This window comes from Kocuria massiliensis (genome assembly GCF_900169715.1).
GTDB classification, from domain to species: Bacteria; Actinomycetota; Actinomycetes; order Actinomycetales; family Micrococcaceae; genus Rothia; species Rothia massiliensis.
Genome location: NZ_LT835160.1, coordinates 379,860 through 402,855, shown reverse-complemented (window position 1 = coordinate 402,855; position 22,996 = coordinate 379,860). Strand labels below are relative to the sequence as shown.

General features: G+C 59.7%; 21 protein-coding genes. 6 read left to right on the top strand and 15 right to left on the bottom strand.

Annotated elements, in window-relative coordinates:
• Positions 1 to 45: 45 nt before the first annotated feature.
• From B9Y51_RS03290 to B9Y51_RS03270, 5 genes are all read right to left on the bottom strand, one after another.
• On the bottom strand, positions 46 to 1,197 hold the full coding sequence (locus B9Y51_RS03290) for a M20 metallopeptidase family protein (RefSeq protein ID WP_085528754.1): 1,152 nt from the start codon (positions 1,195 to 1,197) through the stop codon (positions 46 to 48).
• Positions 1,194 to 2,330 carry an amidohydrolase family protein gene (locus tag B9Y51_RS03285; protein ID WP_085528753.1) on the bottom strand — a complete coding sequence of 379 codons (1,137 nt, stop codon included), beginning with the start codon at positions 2,328 to 2,330 and terminating at the stop codon, positions 1,194 to 1,196. Before B9Y51_RS03285 ends, B9Y51_RS03290 begins: the two co-directional genes overlap by 4 nt.
• Positions 2,320 to 3,618 carry a type I glutamate--ammonia ligase gene (locus tag B9Y51_RS03280; protein WP_048680953.1) on the bottom strand — a complete coding sequence of 433 codons (1,299 nt, stop codon included), beginning with the start codon at positions 3,616 to 3,618 and terminating at the stop codon, positions 2,320 to 2,322. Before B9Y51_RS03280 ends, B9Y51_RS03285 begins: the two co-directional genes overlap by 11 nt.
• 143 nt (positions 3,619 to 3,761) lie before the next feature.
• The gene (locus B9Y51_RS03275; RefSeq protein ID WP_085528752.1) at positions 3,762 to 4,613 is read right to left on the bottom strand and encodes a MurR/RpiR family transcriptional regulator; all 852 of its coding nucleotides are present in this window, start codon (positions 4,611 to 4,613) and stop codon (positions 3,762 to 3,764) included.
• Positions 4,607 to 5,962: an aspartate aminotransferase family protein gene (locus tag B9Y51_RS03270; RefSeq protein WP_158088242.1), complete on the bottom strand. Its 1,356-nt coding sequence runs from the start codon at positions 5,960 to 5,962 to the stop codon at positions 4,607 to 4,609. The genes B9Y51_RS03275 and B9Y51_RS03270 overlap by 7 nt, the downstream gene beginning before the upstream one ends.
• Positions 5,963 to 6,074: 112 nt before the next feature.
• On the opposite strand from B9Y51_RS03270, the gene B9Y51_RS03265 reads away from it, so the two are divergent.
• Positions 6,075 to 7,535, top strand: a complete 1,461-nt coding sequence (locus B9Y51_RS03265; protein ID WP_245826036.1) for an APC family permease — start codon at positions 6,075 to 6,077, stop codon at positions 7,533 to 7,535.
• Between the two features lie 187 nt (positions 7,536 to 7,722).
• Positions 7,723 to 8,628 carry an SDR family oxidoreductase gene (locus B9Y51_RS03260; RefSeq protein ID WP_425432050.1) on the top strand — a complete coding sequence of 302 codons (906 nt, stop codon included), beginning with the start codon at positions 7,723 to 7,725 and terminating at the stop codon, positions 8,626 to 8,628.
• Positions 8,629 to 8,675: 47 nt separating this feature from the next.
• Here the strand turns inward: B9Y51_RS03260 and B9Y51_RS03255 are convergent, their stop codons facing one another.
• On the bottom strand, positions 8,676 to 9,272 hold the full coding sequence (locus B9Y51_RS03255) for an HD domain-containing protein (protein ID WP_085528750.1): 597 nt from the start codon (positions 9,270 to 9,272) through the stop codon (positions 8,676 to 8,678).
• A gap of 88 nt (positions 9,273 to 9,360) precedes the next feature.
• Between B9Y51_RS03255 and B9Y51_RS03250 the strand changes: the two genes are divergently transcribed.
• Positions 9,361 to 10,122: a glycosyltransferase gene (locus tag B9Y51_RS03250; RefSeq protein WP_143467970.1), complete on the top strand. Its 762-nt coding sequence runs from the start codon at positions 9,361 to 9,363 to the stop codon at positions 10,120 to 10,122.
• Between the two features lie 954 nt (positions 10,123 to 11,076).
• On the top strand, positions 11,077 to 11,691 hold the full coding sequence (locus B9Y51_RS11310) for a metalloregulator ArsR/SmtB family transcription factor (RefSeq protein ID WP_085528748.1): 615 nt from the start codon (positions 11,077 to 11,079) through the stop codon (positions 11,689 to 11,691).
• Positions 11,692 to 12,187: 496 nt separating this feature from the next.
• Here B9Y51_RS11310 and B9Y51_RS03240 read toward each other — a convergent pair whose 3' ends face one another.
• From B9Y51_RS03240 to B9Y51_RS03230, 3 genes are all read right to left on the bottom strand, one after another.
• A complete protein-coding gene (locus B9Y51_RS03240; protein WP_048680651.1) occupies positions 12,188 to 13,495 on the bottom strand; it encodes an ISL3 family transposase in 1,308 nt (435 codons plus the stop codon).
• 204 nt (positions 13,496 to 13,699) lie between these two features.
• The gene (locus B9Y51_RS03235; protein WP_245826035.1) at positions 13,700 to 14,902 is read right to left on the bottom strand and encodes a low temperature requirement protein A; all 1,203 of its coding nucleotides are present in this window, start codon (positions 14,900 to 14,902) and stop codon (positions 13,700 to 13,702) included.
• A gap of 111 nt (positions 14,903 to 15,013) precedes the next feature.
• On the bottom strand, positions 15,014 to 15,769 hold the full coding sequence (locus B9Y51_RS03230; RefSeq protein WP_048681003.1) for an SDR family oxidoreductase: 756 nt from the start codon (positions 15,767 to 15,769) through the stop codon (positions 15,014 to 15,016).
• Positions 15,770 to 15,833: 64 nt separating this feature from the next.
• Here B9Y51_RS03230 and B9Y51_RS03225 point away from each other — a divergent pair, with 64 nt between their 5' ends.
• Positions 15,834 to 16,520, top strand: a complete 687-nt coding sequence (locus tag B9Y51_RS03225) for a TetR/AcrR family transcriptional regulator (RefSeq protein WP_085528746.1) — start codon at positions 15,834 to 15,836, stop codon at positions 16,518 to 16,520.
• A gap of 87 nt (positions 16,521 to 16,607) precedes the next feature.
• Here the strand turns inward: B9Y51_RS03225 and B9Y51_RS03220 are convergent, their stop codons facing one another.
• From B9Y51_RS03220 to B9Y51_RS03210, 3 genes are all read right to left on the bottom strand, one after another.
• Positions 16,608 to 16,958 carry a DUF488 domain-containing protein gene (locus B9Y51_RS03220; protein ID WP_085528745.1) on the bottom strand — a complete coding sequence of 117 codons (351 nt, stop codon included), beginning with the start codon at positions 16,956 to 16,958 and terminating at the stop codon, positions 16,608 to 16,610.
• A gap of 147 nt (positions 16,959 to 17,105) precedes the next feature.
• A complete protein-coding gene (locus B9Y51_RS03215) occupies positions 17,106 to 17,675 on the bottom strand; it encodes a hypothetical protein (RefSeq protein ID WP_085528744.1) in 570 nt (189 codons plus the stop codon).
• A 75-nt stretch (positions 17,676 to 17,750) separates the two neighbouring features.
• Entirely contained in the window at positions 17,751 to 18,209 is a 459-nt protein-coding gene (locus B9Y51_RS03210; protein ID WP_085528743.1) for a hypothetical protein, read from the bottom strand.
• Between the two features lie 1,501 nt (positions 18,210 to 19,710).
• On the opposite strand from B9Y51_RS03210, the gene B9Y51_RS03200 reads away from it, so the two are divergent.
• Positions 19,711 to 19,959, top strand: a complete 249-nt coding sequence (locus tag B9Y51_RS03200) for a hypothetical protein (protein WP_085528741.1) — start codon at positions 19,711 to 19,713, stop codon at positions 19,957 to 19,959.
• Between the two features lie 189 nt (positions 19,960 to 20,148).
• Here B9Y51_RS03200 and B9Y51_RS03195 read toward each other — a convergent pair whose 3' ends face one another.
• The 3 genes from B9Y51_RS03195 to B9Y51_RS03185 are packed head-to-tail and all read right to left on the bottom strand — an operon-like array spanning position 20,149 to position 22,924.
• The gene (locus B9Y51_RS03195) at positions 20,149 to 20,571 is read right to left on the bottom strand and encodes an arsenate-mycothiol transferase ArsC (RefSeq protein WP_085528740.1); all 423 of its coding nucleotides are present in this window, start codon (positions 20,569 to 20,571) and stop codon (positions 20,149 to 20,151) included.
• A complete protein-coding gene (arsB, locus tag B9Y51_RS03190; RefSeq protein ID WP_085528739.1) occupies positions 20,568 to 21,632 on the bottom strand; it encodes an ACR3 family arsenite efflux transporter in 1,065 nt (354 codons plus the stop codon). The genes B9Y51_RS03195 and arsB overlap by 4 nt, the downstream gene beginning before the upstream one ends.
• The gene (locus B9Y51_RS03185) at positions 21,629 to 22,924 is read right to left on the bottom strand and encodes an NAD(P)-binding domain-containing protein (protein ID WP_085528738.1); all 1,296 of its coding nucleotides are present in this window, start codon (positions 22,922 to 22,924) and stop codon (positions 21,629 to 21,631) included. Before B9Y51_RS03185 ends, arsB begins: the two co-directional genes overlap by 4 nt.
• Positions 22,925 to 22,996: the final 72 nt, after the last annotated feature.

Genomic DNA, 22,996 nt, shown 5'->3' with positions numbered 1-22,996 from the left:
AGGGCGGGAAGAGACCGGGCCACGGCGGCCGTGTTCGATCTCGCCTTAGGCCACGGCGTCGGCGAGCGCTAGGTAGCCAGACATCATGGCCCGAGCCACCCGATATACGTCGTCGTCGTTCGGAAGGAACGTCGAGGAATGCAGTCCCTCCGTGGTCTCGGTCCCCACGAAGAGCATGAGGGAGGGGATCTTCTCGGCGAAGAATGAGAAGTCATCCGCGCCCAACGAACGAAGGGTTTCGTCGACGTCGAACCCCTGTTCGGCAAGTATGGCCGCGGTGGCTTCGGCCAACGTCGGGTCGTTGTACAGCACAGGCTCACCGGCCGTGATGGTGACCTCCGCAGTGCACCCGTGGGCCGCCGACGTCGCGACCGCGATCTCCCGAACCTGAGCGCGTATGAGGGCCCGGGTTTCCTCGTCGAGCGCTCGCAGGGTCCCGGATATTGTGGCGCGCTCTGGGACAACATTTGCGGCCTCGCCGGCGTGAAAGGACGACACCCCGACGACTGCCGAGCGCATGGGGTCTACGACGCGGCCGACCACGGACTGGAGGGCCCCGACGATCTGGGTGCCCGCGTAGAGCGGGTCGCGGGTGGTGTGCGGGTACGCGGCGTGACCTGGACGGCCGCTGACCTCAATGTGGAACTCGTCTGCGGCGGCGTTGACGCCTTCCGGCGTGCACGAGACGACGTCGCGCTCCAGCGTGGGCTGAACATGCGCCCCCAACATTGCCGCGCACTCTTCGTGACGGAGGATTCCGGAGGCGACGATATCTTCCGCTCCTGAGGGGTAGGTCTCTTCCCGCGGTTGAAGGACCGCGAGCAGCGGCATGGGAGCCTCCGTCGAGGTCACCGCATGGACTACGGCCGTCAGCGCGGCCAGGTGCACGTCGTGACCGCAGGCGTGCATGACCCCCGGGTTTTCCGAGGCCCAGTCCACCCCGGTTTCTTCGAGAATGGGCAATGCATCCAGCTCACCGCGAATCCCAATGGCAGGGCCCGGTCCGCCACAACGCACGACGGCGCCCGCCTCGGCCACAGTCGTGCGCGGCAGCCCTTGAGGGAGATGCTCGATCACCAGGTCTCGCGTCTCGGTCTCGTTCCCGGAAGGTCGCGGATTCCGATGGAGGAGCCCTCGCAAGGCGCGGGCACGTGGCATCTCGGCGTCGAGGGCCGACCACAATTCTTCGTAGTTCATGACGTCACCTCGTAGACGCACAGTGCGTTATTCCTGCCGATCATCCGGGCGACGCGGGATGCTACGGCGGGACTCCATTCGTCGTCGTCGATCCATTGTTGGAGCACGCGTTCGGTTCCGCGACGCCACAAGACCGAACCGAGATAGTGCAGCTCGGGTGGGCCCCACGCGTCGGAGGAGTAGAGAATCTTGCCGAAGGGCGCGAGCTCCATACTCTCGGCGATGATTCGCGTCGCTGCGGCACCTGTGTAGTTGATGGCCAGTCCGACGTCCATATAGACGTGCGGAAACACGTGGGCCAGGTACCCGGCGATCCGATGGTACGGGTAGCAATGCAGAAGCATGATGCGTGCGCCCGTGGGCTCGATGAGCTTGAGCCAATCCGACAGCAGCGCGGGGTTGCACCGGTGCATGTCGACGTCGGCGTCGCCGAAGCCCACGTGAAGTTGCAGGGGTTTGCCCGTGGCGCAGGCCGCGTGAAGCAGGAAGCGCAGGAGCACCGGGTTCTCGACCCTCGGGGTGACACCAGGCTGGAAGTCTCCCATCCACTCACGGGCGGCTTCGCGAATCTCGGCGCTGCTGGGGCGCGTGGGGTCAAAGTCAAAGCCGTAGCGGTATGCGACGATCGATTTCCAGCCCACGGCTCGTTCCGATGCTTTGGCGAGGGCTTCCTCGACGTCCGTCTCCAAGTTTTCCGGGGTGGAATTCGGAGCTATGGCTTCGAGGGTCGATTCCAAACGCACAATCTCGTGGGTGGTGCCCTGCAGTTCGGCATTCATGCGGGCGACGTCCCAGATCGCGTCGGTCGCGAAACCGGAGTCCACGATCCAGTCGCTCACGCCCGCCGAACCCATCAGAACTTTCGCTAGGGCATCGGCCCCGAGATCCTCGCGGGCGGCCATGTAGGCATCCGCGCTCGCGTGGGCCTCCAGTCCCAAGGCGGGCGCGCAGTGACGTCGCACCGCGAAGCCAACCTGGCTGTCGAAGGCGCTGACCCCGGCAGGTTGGGGCACGTCGCATTCGCTGATGAGCGTCTCAAACGTGCCCCGATCCACGTTTCCGGCGAGTGGGCCGTGGACGTGGTGGTCCACCAGCTTCAGCTCGCGGAGGGTTTCGTGTAGCTCAGTAGACATTCGCGACCTTTCGGCAGATCTCCTTCGCGGTCAGGCCCTCACAGGATTCCAGGTCGGCTCGCTTGACGTCCACGTAGGTCTGGATGAGATCCGGGTGGAACCACGACATCACAACGTCGTCCTTGCGGAGGGCATCCAAGGCATCTTCGACGTCGGTGGGCAGCTTGGGCACCCGAGTGAGCTCTTCGGCCGAATCCTCTTCGTGCCAAATCTTCTCGGGCTGATACCCGCGCTTGATGCCTTCCATTCCCGCGCGCACGATGGCCCCCACGGCCAACCAAGGGTTCGCCGTCGCGTCCGCGGCGCGGTATTCCAAGTTGAACTGGTGCTGCGGTCGTCCCCCGCCGAGGGTGCTCGTGGGGCAGATCCGGACGAGGGCCTCACGGTGATATTCGCCCAGGAAGGCACCGCCGACGCTCCAGCGGTTGGGGCTTAGCCGCAAGTAGGAGGCCGGGCTGCACGCGGTCAGGGCGGTCAGCGGCTTGGCGTGGGTGATGATTCCGGCGGCGAACTGGGCACCGACCTCGGCGAGGTCCGAGGGGCGCTCCGGGTCATGGAGCACAGGCGCGCCGGTCTGGGCGTCGCGCAGGGAGAAGTGGATGTGCACGCCGCTGCCGGAACCATCCGGATCCAGCAGGGGAGCGAACGAGGCCTTGCGACCACTGCGTTCGGCCAGATCGCGGACCAAGTCGCGAAGCACGACGGCACGATCGGCGGCGGCCAAGGCACCCGTCGGCTCCAGGGTGATCTCGAACTGGTCTTCGCCGTATTCCGGAAGCCAGGTCTCCGGCCGGAGGCCGACCTCGTCCAGGAGCTCTACGAGCTTCGATCCGAACGGCTCGGCCTTGCGGAAACGCTCGAAGCTAAACGGGGCGGTCTCTTCCGCGCCGGACAGGAAAAACTCGTGTTCAAATGAGGCCACGACTTCCAAGCCAGTGAGTTCGGTGAACTCGCGCAGGGCGTCGCGGGCAAAGGTGCGGGGGCAGCATGCCCACGGTGAGCCGTCGGGGCGAGTTTGATCGGCCAAGTAGTAGCTCAGACCGGGGCGTTCTTCGGATTCGGCGATGTTAAACAACGCCTCGTTGTCGGGCATGAGCCGTAGGTCTCCCGTCGCGCCAAAGACGTTGTCCTCCGCGATGTGACCGAAGGCCCCGATCGCCAGATTGGCCGGAACCCAACCGACGCCGCGTCGTAGTGCTGCCGGAGTCTCGGCGCCGGGGACGGAACGTCCACGGGTCTGTGCGGAGAGGTCGTTGGTTGCGATGAAGGTTAGGGGGGTCGTGGTCATGGTCCTCACGCATCTTCGTCAGTGAATCAAATGTTCCAACACCGAGTGTTTCGATGTCTTTCGTAATGCACATTACATTTTCTGAGAGACGTGGGCCACAGTCTGCGTCATTTTGGTCGCTATTTGGTGAGGTGAGACGCGGGTCAAGCGTCCCGGAGGATGCCTTCGGCTAGTGCCACCCGGCGTTTGCCGTGTTCGCCCAACTGCTCCGTCACCGCCGCGATCAGGCTCTCGACCACAGCGGTTGCGGCGGTGATGGAATCGAAGGGTGAGGGCGACTCGACGGGGCAAGGCAGAACGACCGAGGACATTCGGGCAATGGGGGAGAGCCAGACGTCGGTCATGAGGCACACGGTTGCCCCTTGGGCCTGGACGGTCTGGGCCAAGTGCTCGGCCCAGGCCGTGTAGCGCCGGTAATCGAAGACGACGAGAACGGTCTGTCGGTTGGCGTCAGCCACCGCGGTGGCGCGGGACAATTCATCATGCCCGACCACCGAGACTCCGGGTCGCAAGAGCCGCAGGTGCGCTGCCAGGTACTCCGCGAGGAAACCGCTGAACCTGCCGCCCACGAGCATGATCTGTTTCTTCCGATCACACAGCTCTTGGACCATTGCGCGGAACTCGGATTCGGGGAGGCTCTCGTAGGTACTCTCGATCATGTCCACGAAAGTGCGCCGCGAGCGGGTGAGAACATCACGGCCGTCCTCGTGGGCCGCACCCGTCTTGTGGGGATATTGGCTGAGGGGTGAGCCTTCGTCGTTGAGCCCCTTGACGACGTCGCGCTGGAGCTCTGGCCACCCCGAATAGCCCAGGCGTGCGGCGAAGCGGATGACGGTTGGAGGGCTCACGTCGGCGACGGCGGCCAATTCCGCCACGGTGCCGAGGGCTGAACTGGGGTAGCCGGCGAGCACGGCCCGGGCGGCCTTGCGCTCGCTCGGGCTCATGTCTTCCATAAACTCGTGCACGAGCGAGCGTACGTTCCGGTGACTCACCATCCAGAGAACCTCCTCAGGTTGTTCGGATCAATCTTTCCATCTTCGGCGTCTCGAAGGGCCTGGGAGATCGTGTCGGCGATGAATTCGGCGTCCGCTCGGGTGATCGTGAGGGGAGGAACCAGCTCCAGGACGTTGCCGCCGATTCCGGAGTAGTTCAGGGCGACACCCAATTCGAAGGCTCGATACACGGTGGCCGCGGCGAGGTCGGTGGCCGGTTCTTTGGTTTTCCGGTCCAAGACCAGTTCGACGCCGATGGATAGCCCGCACCCGCGCACCTCACCCACGTGGGGCATCTGTGCGGTCCGTTCCAGAAGTAGGTCCTTAAGTAACTGACCCTGGGTGGCGGCGCGCTCGGGGAGACCTTCATCGTCGATGCGGCGGAGGACGTCGAGTCCGGTACGGGATCCGGCGGGATATCCGTTCATCGTGAGGAGGAGGCCTCCGGTGGCGGCGTCGGCCATCTTGGGAGCCATGATTGCCGCCGAGACCGGCAGTCCACCGCCAAGGGTTTTCCCCAGCGTTACGGCGTCTGGGGTGTGGTCGGGGTGATCGAAATAGTCGTCGGCGGTGTAGGCGGGAAAGGTGCCCGTGCGTCCCAGGCCGACCTTTACCTCGTCGACGCACAGTAACGTCCCGTGCCTGCGGCAGGCCCGGTGGAGGTCCCGCAGGAAGTGCTTCGGGGGTATCAAGATCCCGCCGTCGTGCGCGATGGGTTCGACCAGAACTAGGGCAATCTCGCCTGAAGCGAGGGCCTCCTCTGCGCGACGCATGACTTCGGCCAGGAGCTCTTCCTCGGTGCTGGCGGGATCACCGGTAACGGCCTCGGGGCGATAGAGGTCCGGATAGGGCAGAACTACCGCGCGTGGATCCATGTCACCGCCCGCATCGGCATTAAATCCCGACGCCGCCTGAGAGTCTCCGATGCCGCCGTGGTAGGAGTGGCCGAAGCTCAAGGCCTTGCTCCGTTGGGTGGCTGCCCGGGCGCTCCGGATGACCGCGGTGTTGGCGTCCGAGCCGGTGAGGCCCAGGTAAACCTTGCGGCCGGCGTCTCCCGGGATTACGTCGAGGAGACGCTGGGCGAATTCGACGGATGCCGAGTTCGTCATCGCCAACACGTTGGCCCCGCCCCCGTCCATGAGCGCGGATCGTGCCGAATCGGCCAGTCGTGCGTCGCCATAACCGAGTCCGAAGGCGCCTTGGCCGGAGGTGGCGTCCAGGACGCGCCGGCCGTCATCGGTCATGAGATATGGGCCTTCGCCTGAGCGGGCAGCTAAAGGGTAGAACCGCATTTTGGACGGGCTGGCTAGTACCGATTCGTCCCGTTCGTAGAGATCGCCTGAGGGGTCCATGGGTGTCCTCCGTGAATTGTGAATAACAGAAGGGTCTTGTTTATGAGGATTTGTAACGTGTATAACTATAGGCAATCTATGTGATGCTGAACACAGCGTCGGAGAGTTGGGCATGATGAACGACGCCAGATCTCAGAGCACCCAGACCGAGTCCCATCACGGTGCGAGCCGCGCCGAAGGCACACCGAAGCGGCTCATCGGACCCGTACAAGCCGCGGCCCTCTCGGTGGGTTTCATGGGTCCCGTTATGGCGATGGCACTGAACGGCATCGGAGTTGCGGGCCTGGTGGGAACCAAGGTTCCGTACACCTTCATCATCGCGGCCCTAGGCGTGTTGTTCGTGGCCTACGCGTTCGTGCGCCTGACCGGGAAATTCGCGCACGCGGGTTCGGTCTATGCGTTGACCGGAGCGACCATCGGGCCTCGGGCAGGATTCTTTTCGGGCTTCGCCTTGTTGGGCACGTACCTGTTCTTCGTCGCGTGCATCTACGGGGCCTGCGGCGTCTTCTTCGACGCCTTCGTCTCGACGCTGGGTTGGGACATATCGGTCCCGTGGCCGGTCACGCTGATCGTCATCGCCGCGCTCGTGCTTCTCCTGGGTGTGAGAGAGGCGCCGGTCATCACCAAGATCTTGATGGTCATCGGCGCCGTTGGTATCGGGTTGATGTTGATTCTCGCGGTGAACGTGATCGTTCAGGTTGCCGGTGGTGGAGGACCGCACGGTGAGCCGTTGAGCATGGATCCCGTGCTGCCAGGTGGGGCCTCGACGTCGGCCGTCATGACCGCCTCCGTGTTCGCGTTCCTGTCGTGGGCCGGGTTTGAATCGTGCACGTCTCTCGCGGAAGAAACGCGCAATCCTCGGCGTGCGATTCCGATCGCCCTCCTCGGCTCGGTCATCCTGGGCGGGGTGATCTACGTGGTCGTGATGTACGCCCAGACGGTGGGGTTCGGGACTTCGGATGCGGGCGTCGCCTCCTTCGCGGGGGCCGACTCGTCGTTGATCGAGATCGCCTCGATGTACACCGGGCCGATGTTTGCGCGGCTCTTGGCGCTCTCCGCATTTGCGGTGGCCTTCGCCTCTGCCCTGAGCTCGACGTCGGCGGCTTCCCGCCTGCTCTTCGCCCTTGCCCGGGACGGATTCGGTCCGCGGTTTCTGGCCCGTACGCCGGCCCGATCCTCGACTCCGCGCAACTGCGTGACCGCCGTCGTCGTGCTGACCCTGGCACTGTCCCTGTTCCTGCTGATTTTCCAGGCCCAAGCCTTCGAGACGTACTACTGGTTCGCGACCATCGCGGTGCTATGCCTGATCGTCGCCTACGCGATGACTTCGGTTGGGGCTATTGTCGCCGCGGCTCGCGGGACCTTCGGTCTTCACAAAGGGGAGATGATCATCCCTTTGGTTGCCCTCGCCTACCTCGGATATGTGTATTTCGTGCAGGCGTGGGGGCAGGAAGCGCCCTTCACCTATTTCCCGTGGATCGCTGGCGCTTGGTGTCTCGTGGGGCTCGTCGTGGCACTGGTTCGGCCGGATATGGCGAAGAACATCGGGGACGAGTTGTTGCTGGAGGACTGATATGGCCCACGACTCGCGCGACGCGTCGTGGGCGGTTAAGCCGAGACGCCGTCTCACTCGTCCGGGGGAGTTCCAAGCAGAATTTCCGGGTTTAAGCCGAGAGCTGTCGATCCTCGTGAGACCCGTGTTCCAGCTCTAGATTGGGGAGTGAGCCAACGCAGTTTTCGATAATCCCTCAAAGGAGATCATGATGACTCAATCGGCCGATCAGCTGACATTCCAGAACCCCGTCACGCGGTACCCGAAAATCGAACCGCCCCGGCAGAAGCAGCCGGAGCCCGGTCTGGACGCCCACCTTGAGCCAAGCGCGGATCGCGGTGAAAAGACCTATCGGGGAACCGGCCGGCTCGAAGGGCGCAAGGCGCTCATTACGGGTGCGGATTCCGGAATTGGCGCAGCGGTAGCGATTGCCTTCTCACGGGAAGGCGCCGACATCGCCATGAATTACCTGCCCGCCGAGGAAGAGGATGCGCAGTACATCAAGAACCTCCTGGAACAGGAAGGACGAAAGGTCTGCCTGATCCCCGGTGATCTTATGGACCGCGAATTCTGCACGACCCTCGTAGACCAGGCGCACGAGGCACTCGATGGCCTAGATATCCTCGTCAACAACGCCGGTAAACAGGTCATCACCGATGGTCTGGAGAATTTGAGCGACGACGAGCTGGAAAAGACCTTCGACGTCAACATCTTGGCCATGTTCCGTATTACCCGCCAAGCGTTGAAATACCTGCCCGCCGGATCGGCAATTGTTAATTCGACCTCAATTCAGGCCTATGATCCGTCGACGCACATCATGCACTACGCGTCCACCAAGGCGGCCATCAATAACTTTTCCAAGGGGCTGGCGCAGGATCTGGCCCCGCGTGGCATCCGGGTCAACGCCGTCGCACCGGGACCGATCTGGACGCCGTTGCAGGTGAGCGAGGGGCAACCCCAGGAAGCCTTGCCGTCATTCGGCCACAACACGCCCTTGGGTCGTGCCGGACAACCCACCGAACTTGCCCCCGCGTACGTATTTCTCGCGTCCGCCGAGTCGAGCTACGTCATGGGGGAAACCTTGAACGTTAACGGTGGGATGGTTTCTCCGTAGGGGATAGTGTCACCGATTTGGGAAGGCGGCGCTCGTCTCGGGGTAAGTTACTCGAGCGGGTGCCGCCTCATCCTTTCCACCAGCCCATTGTTGACCAGTCGCCCGGCCGCAGTGGCTGGTTTTCTGCGGGCTTGGTCGGTGACGCAGGCGCTGAATTCATCGGCGAGTGAGCCGCGTGGATACGTTTCGATGACTTCGTGCAGGAAGACCTGTGGCAGGGCCTCGATGTTGGCGCCGGTAATGTCTAGGCCGGTCGCGAGTTCCAGGAGGTGCCCCTCCAGGTCGAATTCCGGGTCCACGCTGGTCCAATTGTGTCGGATGATCACCTCAGCGACACGCTCGCGCCGCGCGGGTTCCCACCCGGCGCCCGCGGTGAGGGCCTTGCCGACGTGGCCGGCCGCTTCTTCGTAGGACAGCGTGTGATTGTCGAATTCCGGCACAGTACCTAGGTCGTGAAGGAGCGCGGCAACGTACAGAAGCTCGTGGTCGACCCCGGGGAGGTTTCTCTCGGCGGCAATCCCTTCGGCCCACAGCCAGGAACGCATCGTGTGATTCAGCATGGCCTCGGAATGATATTCGGCGGCCAATTCCCGGGCCGCCCGGGCCGCAGGAGTTTGTGGCGGGTGGATTTCGGCGAGCTTCATGGAATGAGTGTGTCACAGCGGGCACGTTTGGAAGCTGGACGATGCCCGGATCTAGGTGGCCGGGAATAAGAGGTTCCTTCCGGCTACTATGTGTCACGAGGCAGAAGCCTCACCTAAAACCTTAACCAGGGGCCGCCCGATGTTTAGTGTCGTCATTCCTACTCTGCAAAAATCACCAAAATTGGGAAGATTAATTAGCAGCCTGGATTCCGTCGATCTTGTGGGAGAAATCCTCGTCATCAATAACGCTCCGGAGCCGCTGGAATTTGCGAGCCAGAAGGTCCGCATCCTCAACCAGTCCGAAAACATCTTCGTCAACCCGGCATGGAACCTGGGTGCAGAACAGGCGCGGTTCCCCTGGTTAGCGATCCTCAACGACGACGTCGTCCTCGGCAGAGACTTTTTCAGCCGGGCGGCCTGGCTGTTGCGCACAGGGCGAGTGGGCATGGTCGGGCTGAATAAGGATCACGTAACCGAGTCGCCGGGCGGAATCCGAAAGTTCGTGCCGGCCAGTCCCGCTTATAAGCGAGGAATAGCTTTCGGCATGGCCATGGCCATGCCTACCCGGAATTACGTGCACATCCCCGAAAATCTCAAAGTGTTTTATGGGGATGATTGGATCTTCTACTCCCAAACTCTGCGAAATTGGACCCTGAGAAATATCCGCATCGACGCTGACGTGTCCGTCACCTCGGGCGCTCCGAAATTCCTCGCGATGGGGCGCGAAGAGGAGCGATGGTATTTCGCGAACCAGCCGAACACCTACCTCTCCCGGTTCGGGCGGGAACAACGCGTTACCAGGAAGCTGTTGGATATCGCTTATGGGCTACGACGGATGCTCCCCGGGTGATTGGCCCGAGGGGGTAGCCGTTGTGTTTTGTATCCTCTACTCAAGGGCCTCTCAGGGTGGATGGTTGCGCTTCCGCGACTCCCCGTTGCGGGTGACAGTTAAATGCTTGCCCAGCTGAATGGCTGAAAAAGTTGATGGGCCAACAGCTCATGATTGCTTGAGTCCGAGGTCTCGTCATGAGTTCCAGCTCGAGAATCAAGAACTCCGAGATTGTGCTAGTTTCTGTTGCCCGGTGGCTTGATTTTTCGTATGATTCCAGTATTAGTGATCCAAGACACAGGGGGATAATATGACATTCAAGCGACAACTCTCGACGCTTGCCATGGCTGCCGTATTTGTGGCTGGATCATTGACCGTGGGGACGGCGCCCGCACGGGCAGAGTTCAACCCTCACGCGTGCATAGCCAAATTCGGCATTGACTGGCAATTTTCTTGGACCGACTCGAGTGGCCAGGTCTGGCGGCAATTCGGCTGGAGCTTCCCCTGGGAATCTCATAGCTGTCCGGCACACGTTAAGAGAATTAAGACCTCTCATTGACGGTCATGGCGGAACGGAAACTTCTTCGGTTCCCTATTCCGTAATTGCCGATCCCGCCCCCCTTTGGGTCTGATTGCTCTAGCCAGTGTGCCTTCTCCTGGGTGAAATAGACTCGATGGTCAAGTAGCCACCGATGCTCGGCACGCTAGGTGCCGTCGTTTGAGGGACGAGAGGTAAAGAGTGTGGAGTGGAACTTGCGTTCCAGGGGATCGCAGATGGTTTTCGCCTGGGTGCTACTCGCCACGCGGTCAGATTTTTCGGGTGCTTGAGCGAAATCTGAAGCCTGTGGCGCACGCGGTCGCGTTTACCTTGGCTGGGTCCTTGCCCATCGCGGGGGCTGGGAAGCCGGTCGAACCGGCGAATCAAGACAAATTAGCATATTGCAATATGACTATGTGTTGACTATCTTGAGGGTTATGGGCATGTGCAACGAGCTGAGTGACGCGGCGGAGCTGTTCAAGACGTTGGGTAACCAGTCGCGCCTTCTGCTGTTGTGCCACCTTCAAGGAGGTCCACGGAGTGTGAATTCCTTGGCCTCAGCGACGAGTATGTCTCAGCCCCTCGTCTCTCAGCATCTGCGGGTTCTGCGAGCGGCTGGGCTGGTGACGGTGGAACGCTCCGGAAAGCACCGCACATATAGCCTGGCCGACGGTTACGTCGGTCGACTCTTTGCCCATGCCCGTGCCCATTCCCTTGAGAACGATGAACTGAAGGAGTCCACCATGAGCACCCATCATTCCGTAGCCGAACACACCGTTGCCGATCATCAGCATGGCCCCGATTGCGGGCATGAAAGCATCCAGCATGGTGATCACACCGATTACGTCCATGATGGTCACCTCCACGCTCTCGACGGCGATCACTACGACGAGCATGGTTCGTCCCCTGAGCGCCACGCTGAACACACCGTCGCCGATCATGAGCACGGTGCAAACTGTGGACACGAGAGCGTGCAGCACGGGGATCACACGGATTATCTCCACGACGGACACCTGCATGCCCAGCACGGAGAGCACTACGACGAGCATTAATTCAGCACTGACGGGTTAACGATTGCTCCGTGGAGGGGCTGGTCGGGGTCGAGCGGATCCGGTCCGGCCCCTTTGCTGTGCGTGTGGCACGAGGTTGACCAAACTGGTGTGTAATTATTGATCGGTAAAATAAATACCTGATGAATTATTGACGTCAGTACTTCACATTATAAATACCGAATCTCAGAAAAATAAACTATTGATTTAAAACAAGATGTTTCGGTAATCTATGCTCGCGAGCGAACAGTCGACTCGACAAAACCACTAATACTCTTGAAGGGATAGATGATGGACATCCAAGGTCTCATTGATGCCGGACTGAAGATCGTTGAAGGAGTGCTCGACGTCCTGCGCTGGTTTGGCATTCTCTAAGCGCTTATCCATCGCTTGATAGCGTCAGCAACGGCGTGCACCCCCTTAGGGGAGCACGCCGTTGCAATTTTCGGGGGAGCAACGCGGCTTCCTGGGGCTTGCGACCAACGACGAATCCGGCTCTTCACAATTCGGGGTGTAGGTGTGGTCTGAATCCGCCGGCTTCGAGGAGTGCGCGGGCGATGTAGTTGGTGAGGTTGCGGAAGCCGAGGGCCAGGCCACGCAGGTGCTCGAGGCGACCGTTCACGGCTTCGGTAGGTCCGTTGCTCGTGCGCGGCCGGTCGAAGTAGGCCAGGACGTCGCAGGCGCGTCTGGTCAGGGTGCGGCCGAGCTTGCGCAGTTCTACCAACGCCTCAGGCACACTGTCGGCGAGGGCGTCGATCACGGAGCTCATCTCGACGCGGCCGGCTGCCCGGTCGGGGTGACGGTAGGCGGAGATCATGCGCTGGTAGATCCCCCAGGTGCACTCGACTTGCACGTGCCGGTCCCCAGCGAAGAGCTTGTCAAGGCGCTCGTGCTGGCGGTCGGTGAGCAGGTCAGCCCCGGTGTGCAGGGTCCGCCGCGCGGTGTAGAGCGGGTCGCCCTTGCGTCCGCGGTGTCCGTGCAGTTCCTGCTGGACTCGGCGGCGGCACTCATCGAGAGCGTCCCCGGCCAACCGGATGACGTGGAAGGGATCCATAACCGTGACGGCGTCCGGCAGCTCCTCGGTGGTGGCGGTCTTGAAGCCCGCGAACCCATCCATGGCCACGACCTCGATCCCATCGCGCCAAGCCTGGTCCCGCTCGGCCAGCCAGTCCTTGAACGCCTTCTTCGACCGACCTTCGACCACGTCCAGCAGGCGTGAGGGCCCGGTGCCGTCCCGGACCGGGGTGAGGTCGATGATCACGGTGACGTACTTGTCACCGCGCCGGGTGTGCCGCCACACGTGCTCATCGACCCCGACGACCTTGACACCGTCCAGGCGGGTCGGGTCCTCGATGAGCAGACGCCGGCCCTCAGCCAGGACCGCGTCGTTGGCGGTGTTCCACGCCACGCCCAGTCCTTCGGCAACTCGGGCCATCGACAGGTGGCCGACGACGATCCCGACCAGACCCCACCGCAGGCCGGCGCGGGAGATCTTGGCCCGCGGCGGCGCCGCAGCGGTGGTGTCCTGACGCCACACGTGCGAGCACTCCTTGCAGCGGTAGCGGCGCACGGTGAGCACCAGCGTGGTAGGGCGCCACCCGAACGGCTCGTGCGCCAACTCCCTGCTCACCGTGTCACGGGGCACGCCCTGGCAGCCGCACCGCCTGCACCAGTCGTCCGGCTCCACGACCCGGCACGCCAGCACGGACCGGTCAGGCTCGAGCAGCTGGCCGGTGACCTCCAGACCGAGGCCGTCGAGGCGGGTGAAGGTAGTCAGGTCAGGGCGCGTGAAGGTAGCGTCAGGCACGTCGAGGTCTTCCGGACGGGTTGTGTGAGAACTCCCATCATCGGAAGACCTCGACCCTCACCCCGACACCGACGCGCCGCCCCAGGTCGCACCACAGCTACACCCTCATCTGTGAAGAGCCACGAATCCCAGAGGATTAGCGCTCGAGCCGCAATGCGATACGCGGAATGGAACGGCTACCTGAGTCGAATACCGTCCGCGTGTTTACGGTGCCGAATTACTGCTTTTCTCTATCTTTGCGGAATCTCGTCCGCCTTCCGGAGAAGGCATCTCCGTGGCAATGACCGCTACCGCGACTCCCAGGGCACCAATGAATACAGGGAAGATCCCCGGCAATAGTGAACCGGCGAGAATTAGTGCCACACCAGTGAGCACAAGGCTAGAGGCCTTCGACGTGAGTGTGTGGCGAAGAGTGAGCCACCAGATCCCGATGATGAAAACCGCAACGGGCCCCGTAAGAGTGAGTGCACTGACGATGTGCTGAAGGTGCGCCTCCCCGGTAACGGAATCCACGGTGACTTCGATTCCTGCTGAGAATGCGCCTGCTGCGGCGAAGATGAGGTAGTGGAAGTAGCCAAATACCAGGGAAGACTTCAAGGTTTTGATGTGGTGGTGTTGCTCGCGTGAAAAATAGATCCACCACATTCCGGCCGCGATGATGAGGCCAGCTGCCGAAATTGCCAGCATTTCAACGAGGTGGTGACCTGAACCGAGGGTGTCAACAATGGCGGTGGCTGATGCCAGAATCGACTCGCCCAGCAAAATGAGTGTGAACGAGCCGTAGCGTTCGGTGAGGTGATGGGCGTGCCATGGTGTGGTGCCATGGCGTTCGGCCCACATCGGGACGGCGACTTCTGCCACAACGAGGACGAAAAAGCAGACGAACCCCACCCCCTCGGGGAGGAATAAACGCACAACCCATGCAATTTGCACCGCACTGATTGCAGCGGCATATCGAAAAGTTGTACGTCGGAGGTCGCGGTTGTGAAGTCCGGCGCGTATCCACTGAGCCACGAGGGCTAACCGCATGATCACATAGCCAATGGTCACGAGTGCGAAATCGTGTTCCTCCAAGGCCTTCGTGCTTCCGGCGGCCACGATGAGGGCGCCAGCCATTTGGAGTACCGTCATGGCGCGGTAAAGCCAGTCGTCGTTGTCGAACGAGGTGGCAAACCAGGTGAAGTTCATCCAGGCCCACCAAATGGCGAAAAAGACCATGAAGTAGCCAAGTAATCCTGCGGCTACCTGACCGTCAGCTTCCATGTGGTGTAGCCCCTGAGAGGAGAAAGAGACTGCGACGACGAAGACCAGGTCAAAGAACAGTTCTAGGGGGCTGGCAACACGATGAGGTTGATGCGGGTCTCGAGGACGCATCGTGTTCAGGCTGCTGAGTCGGTTTGTGATCAAGGGAATGCTCTTCGGCAGGGGGATGTGGGCATGGGAAAGGTGCTCTAACCCTAGTGTGCATGGCCCTGCCGAGTGGCAGGGCCATGCAATGGGGTTGTATGGCGATGAGTTTTATCGGGTGGTATATCCACCGTTGGCGAAGATCGTTTGTCCGGTAATCCACCAGCCATCAGTTGCCAAGAAGTTCACGATAGGGGCGATGTCTTCGATTTGGGTGAGCTGATTGCCCATGGCCTGAGACTTGTGGAATTCGACGCGTTCCGGAGTTTCTTGGCCATAGAAGAACGGCGTGTCCATGGGGCCGGGAGCAATGGCGGTCACGGAGATTCCGCGGTCCACGTATTCCTTGGCCGCGGCTCGAGTGAAGTGCTCGACCGGACTCTTACCGCCGGCGTACGTTGAATAGCCGTCTGTAAATGCCCCGAGTAGAGCGGTGACGATCGTGATGATCTTGCCGTCGTCGGCCAGATGCTTGCCTGCTTCTTTAATGAAGAAGTAGGCGGCCTTCGCGTTGATGTCGAACATCGAGTCGTATTCGGCTTCGGTGGTTTCAACGATGGGTTTACGAAGAACCTTGCCCGTCGTATTCACGGCGACATCAATCTGGCCCAGTGCCTGCTCTGCGTCGGTGAAAAGACGAGCGATGTTTCCGGGATCCGTGAGATCTCCTTGGAAAATGGCACCGTTGACTCCCTCCGCTTCAACAGCCCTGAGGGTGGCTTGTGCGTCGTCTTTGCTGGAATCCGAGTTGAAGTGGATTGCGACGTTGGCTCCGGCTTGCGCCGATTGGCGGGCAATGAGACCGCCAAGGTTCTTGCCGCCACCGGCAATCAGGACGTTTTTGCCTTTGAGAGTGCGTGTGTTCATGTCACTGCCTCCATAACGACGATATATATACCCATATCAGTGGTATATGAGCTAATCTAACAGTATGGCACAGCAGGCGGCAAGAGATACCCGAGATCGGCTCATTGAAGCCGCAGCGGAGCTCGTGGCTACCACCCCAGGAGAAGACATCTCCCTGCGCGAAGTGTGTTCGATGGTTGGGGTGAAGATGCCGACGCTCTACCACTTCTTCGGTTCCAAGCAAGGCCTGATCGAAGCAGTCACTGAGCGTGGCTTCGACATGTACCTAGGCCAAAAGTCGGCCATGGAGTCATCTGGCGACCCTATTCAGGACCTACGGCATGGTTGGGACGTCCATGTGGATTTTGGTTTGGCGAATCCCGGCTTCTACACCTTGATGTATGGAACCGTACGTCCTGGATTTATCCCTGCAGCGCAAAATAAAGCTAGTGCGATTCTTCGCGATCTGACGGCACAAGCGGCTGCCCAGCACCGTCTTGTGGTTTCTTCGGAGCAGGCCGCCGCGCATATTCTCGCTACCAATGTTGGCGTGACATTGCGCCAGATTGTATGCGCCAAACCCGATCCTGAACTGTCCCGTGCCGTTCGTGACGGCGTCCTCGCGACAGTCACCGGAACCCATCGCCATGATGATGGGGGAGACTCGATTGCCTCAGTGCTGGAGTTCGCTGGGGCCCACCCGGAGGTTCTGGGAGAGGAAGAGACTCGTCTTCTATCTGTCTGGTTGAGGCGGCTCAAAGCTAAGAGCTGAGCAGGTGTATTGAGGGTGACGTAGCTGGATTTGCCGTGTCGGTAGAAAAGGTGGGCGTGTCGTGGCGTCTGGCACTTAGCTCGTTACTTACTCGGAGAGAATCTGCGCGAGAACCGTGGGATGGCTGTGTTCGACGTCTTTGGCAGCAGTCAGTAGCGTCAGGCGTTTTCCTTTGACGCACTGACGCAGTTCTTGCAGGGCCTGTCGACCGGCTTCGGTGGCTAACTCATCGTGGTATCGGCGGGAGAATTCATCGAACTTGTCCGGATCATGCCCGTACCATTTGCGCAGTTCGGTGGAGGGGGCGACGTCTTTGTTCCAGTCATCGAGCTCGGCGTCTTCTTTGCGAATGCCGCGGGGCCAAATCCTGTCGACCAGAACGCGTGTTCCATCATTGTGGCTGGATTGGTCATAGATGCGTTTGACGACAATGTTCATGCTTCACCTATACACCGGACAGGCTGGACCGGTCGAGGGTTCGAAAGCGGAGCCTCACGTGACTGGCGAACATTTGACTGTCACGGTCGCATCTCCGGGCTCATGCAACTCGACATGCTGACTGAAATGATGTGTACTCTCCGCAGACTATTTCCACCAGCCCTGGTTTCGACCCTGGTTCCAGGGGTCACCATGCTTCTTCTCTAATTTGTCTTGTTGTTTCTGTCGGAGTTCTTCTTTGTACTCCTGAGCCGTTTCGCGAGTCATATTTCCGAAAGCCTTGTTGCGTCGCTGAAAGTCTTCCTCGGACTCGCTCGCTTTCCATGGAGATAAAACAAAAAAGCTCGGTAGCGACCCCAGCAACCCTGCTGCGGCACCAACCCAAATGAACTGGGGATCCATCCCGAATAATGGTGTAACAACGGCACCTGCAATCGTCATGCCGGCCAACTCAGTCACCGCAACAACCGGCCCATGCGGCATCGTTTTTTGCTGTTTCACCTGTTCGTGACGGTTCATCAACGTTGTCAAGCAGGTGCCTAAAACTCCGATCACAATCGCGGTCACGATGAGGGAGCCAATAGTCAATCGTTCTGGATCTCGTACGAGAGCAAGATTGAGGAGAAGAATAGCGACGAATACGGGAACAGCATTGAGAGAACCGATGAAGACTGAGCCTGACAGTGCGTACTTAAGCGAAACGGGTTCGAAAGCCATGAAACCTCCCAAATGAAGGTGCGCCCCGAGGGCGACCGAGTTTGTTCCTCGGGGCGCACGGCGGTGAAATCTATTTTAGCTGCAGGCTGTGACGACCCCGTCGACTCCGAGGATTCCCTCGAGGACCTTAACCGCGTCTTCACCGATTTCGGCAATAGCAGCCCCGCTACGGATTGCAGCGATCAAGCCTTTAATCCCGCCGAAAATCTTGTAGCCATCTTTGAGCCATTTCACGACCTTGCCTACTGGAATTCCATACTGAGCTACCACACCGGCGAGAGCCGCTCCGCAGGATATCCAATTCACATACGTCGTAATGCCGCTGGATTCGGCGCCTTCAATCTTGTTGATGGCTTCGGTCAATCTCTGCTCGTAGTTGGGAGTGGTCTTGGGATCTGCTGTCTTTAGATCTTCGGGAAGCTGATCGAGAACCCGCATTGTGTGTTGAAATTGCTCTTCTGAAATCTGACCATTAGGAGTGGTAGCGGCCGACTGCACAATGTTTCCGTGGGCTTCGGCATTGGTTGCTGCCATGGCGGGTGCGAATCCGCCTGCTGACAGCGCGAGGGAGACGATGACTGCTCCGGCAGTTAGGGACTTGTGGTGCGCGAATTTAATTTCGAAGTTTACCTATTCTGCTAGTTCTTGAAATAGATGGCGATGGGCAGGCGAATCGCTTCGGGCCGCAATTGCAACATAGCCTGTTTATTCAACCTGAATCTAGGCGCGGTGAAAATTGTTATCGAATCGTTACTGTCTGTGCACCTTGGGGCGTACGGGGGCAATTGCCGGATGTTCCGGTCAGAATGTAGTGCAACTCTGAAATTATTCTACGATGCGCATGGTTCGATTTCGCTGAAATTGAGATGTGGAAAGCAATGTTCACTACACGGCGATCGTCAAGTGATGATTCCATGGGGTATGCGTCGAAGTTTCTCACCGAAAGGTGACTACGTGCAGCGGTCTTCATTGACAAGCAATATCTGTGGGTCTCGGATGCCGTCCGGTTGCTTAGTCTGGCACCTTCGACGCTTTACGAGCTCGGGCTTTCTGACCTTGAGGTTTGAGTAGGACCAGTGGTGGTGGAGGGGAAGATCAGCCGGTTCTGAAGTGCAGGCACCGCGCTGCCCCCCCCGGTCACTACCTTGCGACGGAGAAGAAGCTCCCTGAGATCGAAGAGGGATACCATGCCGACGCCGATGCCGTTCTGACTCGCGCCCACGTTTTCTACCGCCTCATGCGTTGCGAAAAATGTGGCAGACATGAGAAGGCTGCAGGGTTGGGCCAGGTTGGTCTTCGGTAAAGCTTGTGAATACTGGTGCTGCCGAGTCGTCCGTCGCTGACTACGACAGGAGACATCTGAAGAATGACGTTGCGCTGCGTCTTTGGGCTCGCGCAGACTATGTCAGGTAACATCGGAGGAAAGCGGAAGGTGCCGTTTGCCGGATTGTCACCGCCCGGGAATGGGTCGATGCCGCCAAACACTTACGTGGCTTAACGGCGATGTCCAGACGATGAAATTGCCGCTGAATCGCGTTCGTTCAAAGGCGGTTTACCGTTCGGAAAAACCTTGCGACCGCCTATGTCGGAGATTCTCGGAAGCTCCGGGCTCCGGAAGTCGCTCCGATGCTCCGGCCAGTCGCCGTCCATCGCGGCAACATTTCTCACATGACCGTGGGTTCTCCTTGCCATAGTCATGAGGCCGACCGATATCGGCGCCCAGCTCGGCCCGTCAGGTGGAGGGGCGTTATTGATGACCATCTGCAAAACACCGGCCGGTGGGTTCTGCTTGGCGAAGTATTCTCGACGTCGATCTATATACTCACCGGCCGATCATAAACAGAAACCCCGCCCCAGCCGAAGCTGGAACGGGGTCCCCTCACACGGTGCGCCCTGTGGGGCTCGAACCCACGACCCACGGATCAAACGACTCACTGCACCCTCATTTGTGCACGGCTCAGTCGCCGATCAAGAGTCGTCATCATCTTTGCCGCAACAGCTCGGTCGCCGTGTCCATATAGAAGGGATGAGGCCCATGTCTATCTACCACCATGCCAACTCACTTCTCGATCAGGGGAAGACGATGAAAGCTCGCAATTACTACCGCAAGGTCGTCGAAATCGAACCTGGCCGCGAAAACGATCCTCAAGCACGAAGCTATGCCATGACTGCTTACACAGCCATCATGGTTTTGGCCTCAATCGCATTCTCTGTAGCTAACGGCCCCCTATTCTGGATTAGGAATTTCGTTCCATGGGAAATGGCGGATAGATCGTCAAAATGATGGCGTACATACAACGGCGGAGAAGGCGGAACTATTCGGGGTGCCCGTTAGATAGTATATAGGACCATCCGGTACGCCATAGCGTAATAGACCCGCCTGCAAATGATAAGCACCTAAAAGAGTCTTGCCTTTACCAATGCGCTTCGCTGACAGGGGCCACTGATAGAAATGTGAGCCCGTTCGTAGAATTTAGTCCGTCTCAAGCTCTGCCAGGAGTGCTTGAACTCGTAGGGAGATATCGTCACGAATCAATCGCATGCGCTCCTGGCCTTCAATGCCCTGGCGAGAAGGCTCAACAGTCTCCCATCTCTGTATTGAACCTGTCATACCTTCAATAGGTTCAACATGAGCTTCGGTGCCGATAATGATGATCCGATTAGCCTCCCGAAGCAGCTTCGCGTCTATAGCTTTGGGGTGTTCGCCGTCGAACGAGGCGCCCACCTCGGCCACGGTTGCTTCCGAGGCTTGGTTAAGTCCCTGGCCAGGTTGTGTTCCGGCTGAGTGGACGATCACGCGTCCGTTGGAATACAGGCGAGTCAAAGCAGCAGCCATCTGAGATTTGCCAGCGTTTTTCACGCAGACGAATAGCACGCATGGGCGAGGATCGGTCATGGAGAAACCTCCTGATGGGGATATTGACGGCGCAAAGCCAGGGTTACATAAACGAGGCCGATGAGGGCAGGTACTTCGATCAACGGCCCAATGACTCCTGCCAGGGCCTGTCCGCTAGAGGCGCCGAAAGTCGCGATCGATACGGCGATCGCCAGTTCGAAATTGTTGCCCGCGGCGGTGAAAGCCAGCGTCGTGGTCCGTTGATAAGAAAAGTGCAAGGCCCTTCCCAGGAGATATCCTGCACCCCACATGATCACAAAATATGCGAGCAGGGGTATGGCAATACGTGCGACATCCACTGGCCGGTGGGCGATCTGATCACCTTGTAGAGCGAAAAGAACCACGATGGTGAACAGTAACCCGTAGAGAGCCAGAGGCCCGATCTTCGGTAGGAACGAGGTTTCGTAGGCTTTTCGGCCCCAGCGGCGCTCACCAATGCCACGCGAGAGGAACCCGGCCACTAGAGGTATCCCGAGAAAGACCAGCACGGATCCGGCGATGCTGACAGCCGAAACATCCAGATGAGCCTGCGGTAATCCAAGCCAGCCAGGCAGAACATTGAGATAGAACCAGCCCAGCCCAGCGAAGGCAATGACCTGAAAGACGGAATTGATCGCCACCAGCACGGCCGCCGCCTCTCGGTCTCCGCAGGCCAGGTCATTCCAGATGATGACCATAGCAATACAGCGGGCCAGTCCGACGATGATCAGGCCGGTTCGATATGCCGGTAGGTCCGGGAGAAAAATCCACGCCAGAGCGAACATCACGGCCGGTCCCACGACCCAATTCAGAATTAAGGATGAGACCAGCATGGGTTTATCTGAGGTGACGTGACCGAGCCGGTCGTACCGGACCTTGGCCAGCACCGGGTACATCATCACCAATAGCCCCAGGGCAATCGGCAAGGACACGCCTTGGACCTCCATTGCAGACAGGCCTACACCCAAACCTGGAACCAACCGGCCTAACCCCAGACCAGCGATCATGGCTAGAATGATCCACACCGGCAGGAACCTGTCCAGGGCCGACAGCCGCCCGTCTGTCGCTGAATCAACGCTCACCGTGAGATCCTCCCCTCAGAGCCGTTGCAGCAAACTTCAGGTTCGGCGTCGAAATCACCGGTACCACCGCATACTCCGGTCTCCGGAAGGTTTAGTTGCACACTTTGAGCGGCTTGAATATCCCCTGCCAAGTAGGCGGCAATGGAACGAACCTGTTCAAAACCAGTCATCGCCAAAAATGACGGAGCTCGACCATACGATTTGATCCCGGCGATGAAAAGACCTGCATCCGGTTGCTCCAAGGAGCGGTATCCATGCGCCGGTACCGATCCACAAGAATGCCAATTCGGGTCAATATCTGCAGCGATACCAGCAGGAGCTTCTAGTTGCCGGTCTAAATCCAGGCGGACCTCGGAGAGAAAAGAATGATCTGGGCGGAACCCGGTGGCACATACGATCCGGTTCAACCCCTCTATCGTGTCTCCGTCTGAGGAGACCAGAGCTACCGTATCCTCAGCCTCAGGGTGAACTGCAGCTGCCCTGAACCGGGTGATGACGGTAATCCTTCCGTCGGAAATTGCTCGACGAACCTTATCTCCCAGTGCTGCACGGGCAGGAAGCTCGTCATTTTCTCCGCCGCCGAGAGCTTGATCGATGGAGCCTCGCCGCACTGCCCACACCACCGAAGATGCAGCATTTTCACCCTGGCGGGTCAACGCCACCAACGATGTCAGTGCTGAGGCACCTGAACCGAGAACAGCCACCTTCTGTCCAGCCCAGCACGGGTCAGCAGGATCAGGCATCGAGTGAACGATTCGGTCCGCATGGTCGATTTCCCCAGCCACCGGATATCCTTCAGAACCGAGCGGGCTAGGTCGTTGCCACGTCCCGGTCGTATCAACCACCGCACGAGCTAAGGCCCGCTCGATGACCCCATCAGGCCGGAGGGCATGTATGACAAAGGGTTGTTCGGCTCGACCTGACTCAACTAGCAAATCCCGGTCTAGGCGGGATACCCCAACAACGCGACGGTCAAATCTAATCCAGTCGGCCAATGCCTGCCCCAGTGGATCTAGGTACTGGCTGACCCACTGCTGACCCGTGGGGTAGATAGAGGCCTTGGGCGGCTTCCACTGCGCCCCTAGTTGTTTGACCCCAGCAGCAGAGACCAGCTCCTCCCAGGGGGAAAACATGCGCACATGTGCCCATTGATGCACATTCTCGGCAACACGATCTGACTGTTCGAGTACCAGGACGGACTGATCGCGGCCACGTAGTTCAGCCGCGCAGGCTAGGCCTATGGGTCCAGCGCCTAGAACGATGACCGGAAGATCCTCCGTGGACGAGTCCATGCAACGCCTCCTATTTCGGTGTTTGTCTAAATAGATTGTTGCGTCCTGATTCGATGCTTGTCAAAATAAGAG

Excerpts from the sequence above, each read along its gene's own strand:
- B9Y51_RS03185 (WP_085528738.1), bottom strand. The coding sequence starts at position 22,924 with ATGGACTCGTCCACGGAGGATCTTCCGGTCATCGTTCTAGGCGCTGGA.
- B9Y51_RS03230 (WP_048681003.1), bottom strand. The coding sequence starts at position 15,769 with ATGAACACACGCACTCTCAAAGGCAAAAACGTCCTGATTGCCGGTGGC.
- B9Y51_RS03265 (WP_245826036.1), top strand. The coding sequence starts at position 6,075 with ATGATGAACGACGCCAGATCTCAGAGCACCCAGACCGAGTCCCATCAC.
- B9Y51_RS11310 (WP_085528748.1), top strand. The coding sequence starts at position 11,077 with ATGGGCATGTGCAACGAGCTGAGTGACGCGGCGGAGCTGTTCAAGACG.
- B9Y51_RS03280 (WP_048680953.1), bottom strand. The coding sequence starts at position 3,618 with ATGACCACGACCCCCCTAACCTTCATCGCAACCAACGACCTCTCCGCA.
- B9Y51_RS03270 (WP_158088242.1), bottom strand. The coding sequence starts at position 5,962 with ATGGACCCCTCAGGCGATCTCTACGAACGGGACGAATCGGTACTAGCC.
- B9Y51_RS03275 (WP_085528752.1), bottom strand. The coding sequence starts at position 4,613 with ATGGTGAGTCACCGGAACGTACGCTCGCTCGTGCACGAGTTTATGGAA.
- B9Y51_RS03290 (WP_085528754.1), bottom strand. The coding sequence starts at position 1,197 with ATGAACTACGAAGAATTGTGGTCGGCCCTCGACGCCGAGATGCCACGT.
- B9Y51_RS03215 (WP_085528744.1), bottom strand. The coding sequence starts at position 17,675 with ATGGCTTTCGAACCCGTTTCGCTTAAGTACGCACTGTCAGGCTCAGTC.
- B9Y51_RS03285 (WP_085528753.1), bottom strand. The coding sequence starts at position 2,330 with ATGTCTACTGAGCTACACGAAACCCTCCGCGAGCTGAAGCTGGTGGAC.
- B9Y51_RS03210 (WP_085528743.1), bottom strand. The coding sequence starts at position 18,209 with ATGGCAGCAACCAATGCCGAAGCCCACGGAAACATTGTGCAGTCGGCC.
- B9Y51_RS03220 (WP_085528745.1), bottom strand. The coding sequence starts at position 16,958 with ATGAACATTGTCGTCAAACGCATCTATGACCAATCCAGCCACAATGAT.
- B9Y51_RS03255 (WP_085528750.1), bottom strand. The coding sequence starts at position 9,272 with ATGAAGCTCGCCGAAATCCACCCGCCACAAACTCCTGCGGCCCGGGCG.
- B9Y51_RS03260 (WP_425432050.1), top strand. The coding sequence starts at position 7,723 with ATGATGACTCAATCGGCCGATCAGCTGACATTCCAGAACCCCGTCACG.
- B9Y51_RS03195 (WP_085528740.1), bottom strand. The coding sequence starts at position 20,571 with ATGACCGATCCTCGCCCATGCGTGCTATTCGTCTGCGTGAAAAACGCT.
- B9Y51_RS03200 (WP_085528741.1), top strand. The coding sequence starts at position 19,711 with ATGTCTATCTACCACCATGCCAACTCACTTCTCGATCAGGGGAAGACG.
- B9Y51_RS03225 (WP_085528746.1), top strand. The coding sequence starts at position 15,834 with ATGGCACAGCAGGCGGCAAGAGATACCCGAGATCGGCTCATTGAAGCC.
- B9Y51_RS03250 (WP_143467970.1), top strand. The coding sequence starts at position 9,361 with ATGTGTCACGAGGCAGAAGCCTCACCTAAAACCTTAACCAGGGGCCGC.